The sequence below is a fragment of the candidate division KSB1 bacterium genome, from assembly GCA_034506335.1.
Classification (GTDB): domain Bacteria; phylum Zhuqueibacterota; class Zhuqueibacteria; order JANLFK01; family Oleimicrobiaceae; genus Oleimicrobium.
This window is the reverse complement of sequence record JAPDPR010000020.1, coordinates 41,147-49,399: the sequence shown is the minus strand read 5'-3', so window position 1 is coordinate 49,399 and position 8,253 is coordinate 41,147. Positions and strand designations below refer to the sequence as shown.

General features: G+C 59.6%; 7 protein-coding genes. All 7 read right to left on the bottom strand.

All coding sequences use genetic code 11. The annotated features are described in order from the left end of the window. Window positions 1–66: 66 nt before the first annotated feature. On the bottom strand, window positions 67–1,368 hold the full coding sequence (locus ONB25_07860; protein ID MDZ7392791.1) for a DUF4384 domain-containing protein: 1,302 nt from the start codon (window positions 1,366–1,368) through the stop codon (window positions 67–69). A 274-nt stretch (window positions 1,369–1,642) separates the two neighbouring features. Beyond that, window positions 1,643–2,563: a bifunctional enoyl-CoA hydratase/phosphate acetyltransferase gene (locus ONB25_07855; protein MDZ7392790.1), complete on the bottom strand. Its 921-nt coding sequence runs from the start codon at window positions 2,561–2,563 to the stop codon at window positions 1,643–1,645. 30 nt (window positions 2,564–2,593) lie between these two features. Then, entirely contained in the window at window positions 2,594–4,483 is a 1,890-nt protein-coding gene (gene uvrC, locus ONB25_07850) for an excinuclease ABC subunit UvrC (GenBank protein MDZ7392789.1), read from the bottom strand. Window positions 4,484–4,516: 33 nt separating this feature from the next. Beyond that, window positions 4,517–6,052 (bottom strand): AAA family ATPase, encoded by a 1,536-nt coding sequence (locus ONB25_07845; protein ID MDZ7392788.1) that lies wholly within the window; start codon window positions 6,050–6,052, stop codon window positions 4,517–4,519. Between the two features lie 209 nt (window positions 6,053–6,261). Continuing rightward, the gene (locus tag ONB25_07840) at window positions 6,262–6,720 is read right to left on the bottom strand and encodes a DUF1893 domain-containing protein (protein ID MDZ7392787.1); all 459 of its coding nucleotides are present in this window, start codon (window positions 6,718–6,720) and stop codon (window positions 6,262–6,264) included. A 12-nt stretch (window positions 6,721–6,732) separates the two neighbouring features. Continuing rightward, the gene (nadC, locus tag ONB25_07835; protein MDZ7392786.1) at window positions 6,733–7,602 is read right to left on the bottom strand and encodes a carboxylating nicotinate-nucleotide diphosphorylase; all 870 of its coding nucleotides are present in this window, start codon (window positions 7,600–7,602) and stop codon (window positions 6,733–6,735) included. Beyond that, on the bottom strand, window positions 7,592–8,173 hold the full coding sequence (locus ONB25_07830) for a nucleoside-triphosphatase (GenBank protein ID MDZ7392785.1): 582 nt from the start codon (window positions 8,171–8,173) through the stop codon (window positions 7,592–7,594). Before ONB25_07830 ends, nadC begins: the two co-directional genes overlap by 11 nt. Between the last annotated feature and the right edge of the window lie 80 nt (window positions 8,174–8,253).

Sequence of the window (8,253 nt, the reverse complement as noted above, 5' to 3'; positions counted from 1 at the left end):
TCAAAGCCCCGTGTGGGCGCGCATTACTGGCCGGGTTTCGTGCTTTATCTTGGACGGTCTCGTTCTCTATGTGCGCGAGGTTCGGGTCCGCACTTTACCGTCGCGTTGGGTGCCTGTCCACATCCTTTCCCGGGAAGACTTTGATTGGAGAACTCTGAAGTCTCTCGACTCTTGCCTGGGTGGTGGCACGCGCATCTCCCGTTCCCGAGCTTGAGGGCGCTGACGAACCGCAGACTCCGTCCTGTAGGCCTTGCTTCCGGAACCCGCTTCGCGCGAAAAGCTGATTCGGTTTCGGCGGCCGATTGTTTCCCTGGGCGCGGGATTCTCCAGCTTTGGGGTGTGCGACGGGCTGATACCAGCAGGTTCGCGCGCCAACCTGGGCGAGGGTCTCCTTTCGGCATCCGAATATGTGGCAGGGCCAGCCGGAAGGTCACCGTATTGGCTTTGTGGCGCGCGTGTCCTCCCCTCGCTTTGCCCCGCAGGCGTCGGACGCGCGACACGTGTCCATCCGCGAGCTTCGCGGCTCTCCGGTTCATTGTGCCCACGGCGTTCCGTGTGTCGCTCCACGGCACGGGCCCACGCAGGCGGCTCCGGGTGCGGGGAGGCGCGGAAAGTTCGCGGTCGTTCAAACGGGCGCCTTGCCAAGCGCTCCAGGCCGAACCGCCGCTGGCCGTTGTGCCGCACGCCAGCCGGCGGCAAACGGTAGAAACGGTCGTGGTGCCGCCACACACGTTCGTACACCGGTCGAGTGACAATGCGAACTTCCCAATAACGCGGGTGCCAGATCGGAAAAACCGGCACGTAGCAATGGTCCACATAGAACCAACAATAGCCGAACCCTAGCCTCAATCCTATGCCCCAGTCTGCAACAATCCGCTCGTTCAGGTCGCAGATGGCGAGGTATGGCTCCACGACCACGGCTGGATAGTACCCAGGGATGTAGACCACACTTGCGGCCCGGTATGCAGGATGAGGCCTGATCCACCGGGGGACAAGGAACGGCACTGGGCTTGCCAGCACACCGATGTACCCAACTCCGGATGTCCCGTACACCGTGAGCACGCCCTCGGGGAGAAAATCATTCACGCAGTAGACCACCCCGGCGCGGGCAAAGAACGCGTTGCTAGTTGGCGAAGGGAACAGCAGGCACACGTTGCCATAGGTATCGATTTGGTAGAGGACTACATAGCAGTCTTCGGGTGCACGGAAGTACACACGCAGCGGGTCGCCGGGCAGGTAGACAAAGTCTTCGCCGCGGTCGGTCCAGATCTCCACTGCCATGTCATACTGGACGGTGGCGCCAGCTGGCAAGACAAGCAACGGCAAGGTCGCTGCCAGGACCGCGATGGCAAGCACGTGCGGCTTCATCGTTTTGCCCTCCTCTGCTTCTCAAGCCTCCCCAACCTGCTTCTGTTTGCTGGTCCCTTGGGGCTGCCGACTTATGCAGGCGCAAAACCTTTGCCAGGCGAAACGCACCTTTAGCCAGTTCGTGCTAATGTGCGTTTTTCCAAAGCATTGAGGGGCAGGGTAGTCGTGGGCCAGGCCTCGCTGTTTGCCGCCCGTGCGGCGCTAGGACGTCAAGAATTGCGCCAACATGGCAAACTTTTGAGCACCAGAGTTTTTCCGGCGCCCCGGAAAGACTTTAGCTCACCATGAGCGCCAGGGCGATAGACAAGAACTTGGTGTCATCGCTATCGGCCCGCGAGGAGAGAACCACCGGTGCGCGGGCTCCCACAACGATTCCTGCGCACCGCGCACCGGCAAGCACAGTGAGAGTCTTGTAGAAGCAATTTCCCACCTCTATGGTGGGCATGATGAGGATGTCAGCCTCGCCTCCGACTGGGCTGGAGATTCCTTTTACCTCACACGATTTGCTGCTCAGGGCATTGTCTACTGCCAGCGGTCCGTCTACTATCGCCCCCTTAATCTGGCCGCGCTGAGCCATCTTGGCAATGACCGCAGCATCGGCGGTGCATGGCATCCCTTCGGGGTTCACCTTCTCCACTGCCGCGATCAGTGCCACTTTGGGCGCATTCATACCAAGCTTGTGCGCCGCAGCAATCGCATTTTCGACAATGGCGATCTTCGTCTGCAAGTCCGGCGCGATGTTCATTGCCGCGTCTGACATGAGAATTAGCTTAGGGTAAGTTGGGACCTCGAATGCTGCAAGGTGAGAGAGAATGCCGGAGCCCCGCAGCCCGCTATTTTTGTCCAAGATCCCTTTCAGAAACGCGGCGGTCGAACACCTGCCCTTCATCAACACCTCGGCGTCTCCTTCCCGCACCAGCTCGACGGCTCTCGCTACGGCCCCTGCTTCGCCTTCGGCATGTTCAACCGCAACACCAGTGATATCGATTCCTGCGGCCTCAGCCGTGCGCAGGATTTCCTCCTTGTCGCCCACGAGAATTGGCTCGGCCAGGCCTGCGCCGCGCGCGTGGTTCACGGCGCGCAACGCGTCTTCTTCGTCCGCCATGGCAACCGCAATTCTCTTGCCCCCGAGCTTCTTCACCTCATCCACCAGCTGGTCAAATCGCCTGATCATCTCCACCTCCGCTCTTGCCATTGGCCATCGCGCAACACCGTTCCACCCTACCTATGCCTCCTCTCCCTCGCCCGGTGGCTCGTTCAACGCTTTCCAGATGCGTTCCGCCAGCGCAGGCGGAATGCCTGGCACTGCGGCAATCTGCTCCACTGTTGCTTGGCGCACCCCTTCCGCTGAACCGAAGGCCTTTAACAAAGCTTGCCGCCGCGCCTTACCCACGCCCGGAATTGCATCCAGGACAGAACGCAGCGTCCGCTTGTCCCGCAACAGCCTGTGGTACGTCACCGCAAAGCGGTGCGATTCGTCGCGGATGCGCTGCAAGAGCTTGAGACCAGACGAGGAGCGAGGAACGTTTTGCGGTTCAGAGGCGCCGGGGACGAAGACTTCGTCCAGCCTCTTAGCAAGGGCCACCACCGGCAGTTCCAGGCCCAAGGAGGCCAGTGCAGCTTGCGCGACCCCCAGCTGCCCTTTGCCCCCATCCACCAGGATGAGGTCCGGCAACTCACCTCCCTCCTGTTTCAGACGAGCATAACGGCGAGTCACCGCCTCACTCATCATCGCATAGTCGTTCGGGGTATTCTCGCACCGGATTTTGAACCGCCGGTACTGACTCTTGACCGGCTTGCCATTCCGAAAGTAGACCATCGAGGCTACCGGCTCGCTGCCGCTGATGTTGGACACATCAAAGGCTTCGATGACCCGCGGCGGCCTGGGCAGGGCCAAATCGTGCTGGAGGGCCGCCACCGCGCGAGAGACGCGCGCCTGCGGGCTAGCCTTTTGCAGCTGGAGCTCGTTGAGCAACAACTCCGCGTTGCGCTGGCACATCCGAACTAACTTCAGCTCCTCACCGCCAGTGGGACACACCAGCGTAACCTGACCGTTCCGCTTCCTCGTGAGCCAACCCACAATCTGTTCCTGCTCCAGCATCTCGCACGGAACAAACACCTCCGCCGGGACATACTCGCTCTTCACATAGTACTGCTTGAGGAACGAAGTAGCCACTGAGGCCAAGGATTCCCCGGCCGTGCCTGACATGTAGAAGTGCTGGCGCCCCACCAGTTTTCCTTCACGCACTCTGAAGACCACCCCGCACGCGTCGTCCCCGGCGACGGCTGTGGCCAAGATGTCGCGGTCCACTGGGGATTGGCTCACGACCTTCTGCTTTTGCCGGAAATCATCCAAGGACGCCAGGATGTCGCGCAGACGCGCCGCCTCCTCAAAGCGCAGCTGCGCGGCCAACTCGTGCATCCGCTCGCGCAAAGCGTCCGCCACCGCGTCGCTCCTGCCGTCGATGAACTGGACTACGTAGTCCACTACCCGCCCGTACTCGGCTTGCCCAACGTGCCCTTCGCACGGGCCCAAGCACCGGTTGATATGATAGTCAAGACAGACCTTAAACTTGCCTTTGGCTATTGTCTCAGCCGTGAGTTCATAATTGCAGCTGCGAATCGGAAAGATGCGCCGGATGGTCTTGAGCAGGTCGCGAAGGGCGTTCACATCGGTGTAAGGACCAAAGTACCGGGAGCCGTCCTGCACAACCCTCCGCGTGGGAAAGACTCGTGGGAATGGTTCAGCCGTAACACGCACATAGGGGTAACTCTTATCATCCTTGAGGTTGATGTTGTAGCGAGGCTTGTACTCCTTGACGAGATTGGCTTCGAGGATCAGAGCTTCAACCTCAGAATCGGTCACCATGATCTCAAGATCATGGATCTGACGCACCATGGCCTGTACCTTCGGCGACTCCGAATTGGGTCGGGCACCGAAGTACGATCGTACCCGATTCCTTAGGTTTTTCGCCTTGCCCACATAGATGACCTTCCCCATCCTATTCTTGAATAGATACGCCCCCGGCTGTTCCGGGAGGTGGGCAATTTTTACCTCCAAGGAGACGTGCCTGCGCTGGTGGCCGGCCGCCTCTGTGGTGGAACCTCTTGGCATATGGAATGAGGAAAATCCTTTCCGCGACTTGGCTCAGGGGCGCTGGCGCTTGCCGTGGTAGGCCTCCGTGATCAACTCCTCGAGACGCCCTTTGGGGTCGGCAACAACCTTCTCGTCCACCGTGAATTCTGGGCGGTTGAGCAGTTTGATCCCGTACTCATAATCTTTCAGCAGCTCATTGCACACCGTCTCAAAGCTACGGTTCTGCTGCTCAGCCATCGCATTGATCATCTCCACGGCCTTGTCAGTAAATGTGACCACCACGCCGGTCGACGCCAGTAGCCGCTTCTGTACCTCTTTGATGGCGTGCTGGAGAAGGAGCTTGTTGAGCTCACCAACCGGGTCCTCAACCATTGCCGCGGTCACGGTGAGCTTCTTGATATTCGTCGAGGGCAGCTTCTTCTCGAACTTGAGAAGCACACGTTCCATGGCGCTCACCAGCCCCCGCGCACCGGTGCGCTCTGCGTAGGCCTGCTCGGCAATCTTACGCAAAGCTTCGTCTTCAAAGTCCAGCTCGATGCCGTAGGCCATGAAATCGCGCTTCTTGGCTTGCACCACCACACTGTTGGGATTCTTCACGATGTGGTAAAGGTCCTCAACACTTAGGTCGTTGAGGCAGACCACCACGGGCAGACGGCCCACAAACTCGGACTCAAAGCCGTATTTGATTAGGTCCTCCGAGCGCACCATCTTGAGGATGGCTTGCCTGTCGAGGCTCGCGGTGGAGGCCTCTTTCTCGGTCGTGAAACCGATGGGCTGCTGCTTTAACCTCTTGCGAATGATCTCTTCCAGCTCCGCGAAGGCCCCGCTCACCACAAAAAGGATATTCTTGGTGTTGACTTTCTTGCGCGTGACCTTGCCGGTACGTTGCGCTTCCATCGCCGCCTCCACCTGTGAGGCCAGGTCATGGGGGGTCTTCAGGTCAACCTCTGACTCCTCCATGAGCTTCAGGAGGTTGCGCTGCACACCGGTCCGAGAAACGTCCGGGCCGTAGATGTTACCACTGGAGGCGATTTTGTCGATTTCATCCAGGTAAATGATGCCGTACTCGGCAAGACGGATGTCGCCGTTGGCCTCCCTGACCAGGTCCCGAACCAGGTCTTCCACATCCCCACCTACGTAGCCCGTCTCGCTGAACTTGGTGGCGTCACCCTTAACAAACGGCACCCCGATCTTCTTCGCGATGAGCTTGACGATGAACGTCTTGCCCACGCCGGTGGGCCCGATCATCAGCACGTTGTTCTTGATATTGCCCACCAGCTCTCCGGGCCCGCCCGGACTCATTTCCAGGCGCATGCGGTTGAAGTGAGTGCAAATCTTGGTGGCCAAAACCTCAATGGCCTCATCCTGGTTGATCACATACTGCTTGAGGTAGGCCTCCAGCTCCTCTGGCTTTAGGTCAAAATCGATGTTGAGCGGCGGCTCCTCCCGCTGTGTCCGGTCGCCACCGCTGTCGCCCGCCAAGTCTGGCTGAGGCGGGATGATAATGCGGTCACCGTACTTCTTCTTCAGGTAATCGCTAATGTCCCTCTGAATCTCCCAGGGGTTGGGTATCTTTTCGTCGGACATGACTCATCAGCTCCTTTGTATGCCCAGAAAAGCGCCACTTCGGCGCACAATCGTCTCATTCTCTGCCACATTGGCATGGCGCCCATTGTTCAACGAGGTCTCTGCAAAACCCGTTCCAGAAAAAGCGTTCCCTTGGGGAAAGGACCCAAGGTGCGGAGCTTCTTGCGAGCGACCCTGGTGGCGCGGGCTATGCCCACCTGTGCGGGGCATCATTCACCGCCCGACGGCTTGGCGGGTTGTGAGTCCAGGCTGCGGGCGCGCAGCTCCGCCAGGACGGCATACGCCCTCGCCGGGTCCCACTCTTGAGCGAGCAGTTCCTCTGTTCGGCATAGGATTCGGTCAACCAAGGCACCATACTGGTAGGGGACCCTGTGGTATTCCAATACCTGCTGGCCGCGAATACTCAGGAGCTCGGCCACCACTCGGCCGACACCAAAATAAACGCACAGGAGTGCCGCCGCTCGGCCGACTATCTTGTCGACCACCACGAGCTCTGAAGCGCTCAATCCTTGCCTGCGCAGGAAGTCCTCTAACTCGAAGAGCGGATGCAGCCATTTTCCGTCACTTGCAAAAACTAAGCACTCGCCCCTGTACACCTCCAGGCTATGCCCTAAGCGGACACCACCGGCGCTGGCAGGCAATCCGGTGTTTTCGTGCCTTGTTGACACCTGTTTTTCTCCTTATCTTGGGGATGGAGCTCGCAGTTGCAAAGAGAGGTCGAGTACCGGGGCTGAGTGGGTAAGTGCGCCAACGGATATATAATCGACACCGGTTCTGGCGATATCGGCTACGTTTTGAAGAGAGACGTTGCCCGAGACCTCCAGCTCGACCGCGCGGTTGACCACGCGCACGCACTCGGCAATGAGTGGCAGCGGCATGTTGTCAAGCATAATGCGGTCCACACCTGCAGCCAACGCCTCTTGCACTTCGTCCACGGTGGTGGCCTCCACCTCTATCTTCAGGGGCTTTGCTCCCCTGCCCTCCTTGCATCGACGCACTGCCTCGGTTATGGAGCCGCAGGCACGGATGTGGTTTTCCTTGATAAGAAACATGTCGTAAAGGCCGAAGCGGTGATTCTCTCCACCTCCGCACCGCACGGCATACTTCTCCAGGGCGCGAAGGCCAGGCGTGGTCTTCCGCGTGTCGAGCATGCGCGTCCTGGTACCCTCCAGCTGGGCCACGAAGCGGGCCGTCAACGTGGCGACCCCAGAGAGGCGCCCCAAGAAGTTCAGAGCTGTACGTTCCCCAGTGAGGATGGCCGCCACTGGCCCCTCTATTCGCGCGACCACTGCCCCAGGTGACACCTTGGTGGCATCTCCTTGCATAGGGTGGTACCGCACGCTTGCGTCCACCTCGGCAAATGCCATTGCTGCCACGAATTGGCCTGCAAGGACCCCCTCTGCCTTGGCCACAATTACCGCCTCACCGTGCAGATTGCCGGGCACGCAGCAGGTAGTGGTGATGTCCCCCGAGCCCACATCCTCTGCCAGCGCAGCTCTGATCGCCTCCCGTGCCTGGGCACGCAAGGACGCATCTATGTTATCCCACATCGCACAAGCCCCATTTTCGCAGCCGTTCCAGGATAAGCCCCCGAGTCTTCTCCATTTGCACCGCACTGACGCGTACGACCTCGGTACGATACGTCGCCAAGAGCTCCTCAACAAAAGCGCATTTGGCAGCTTGCACTACGCAAATCACCGGCTTGCCTGAAGCAAGGCAAGCACGCACCGCTTCCTGAAACAGCGGCGCTCCTTGCTCCATGCAGCCTATCTCGTCCATGACGATAAGATCCGCACGACGCGACGCCTCCCGCACCAGAGCTGCGCCAAACACCTCAAATGCCTGGTGGTTGACCACGAAAGGTCCGCCTCGCGCTGCTGTAGAGTGAGGGACCCGCTGCGCAATGGTGGCCTCCTTTCCGGTGCACAGGTCGATCATCCGGTATCCGGCGCGGTGGTCGTGCTCGAACACCGGCTCCGTCACAAAGCCTCCCACCTCGCAGCGCAACTTCTTGATGACTTCTCTCAAAAGAGTGCTCTTTCCGACCCCTTTCTCGCCGGTCAGGAGGAGGACACGCGGTCCGGTCGGCGCTTGGACGACATTGGATGAGTGGGGGGCCATGGATTCAACAAATGCGGGGCAATTGCTCTCCAACCAGCATGTCCAAAATGCGGTGGCCACCCACGGCGGTTTTGAGCAAT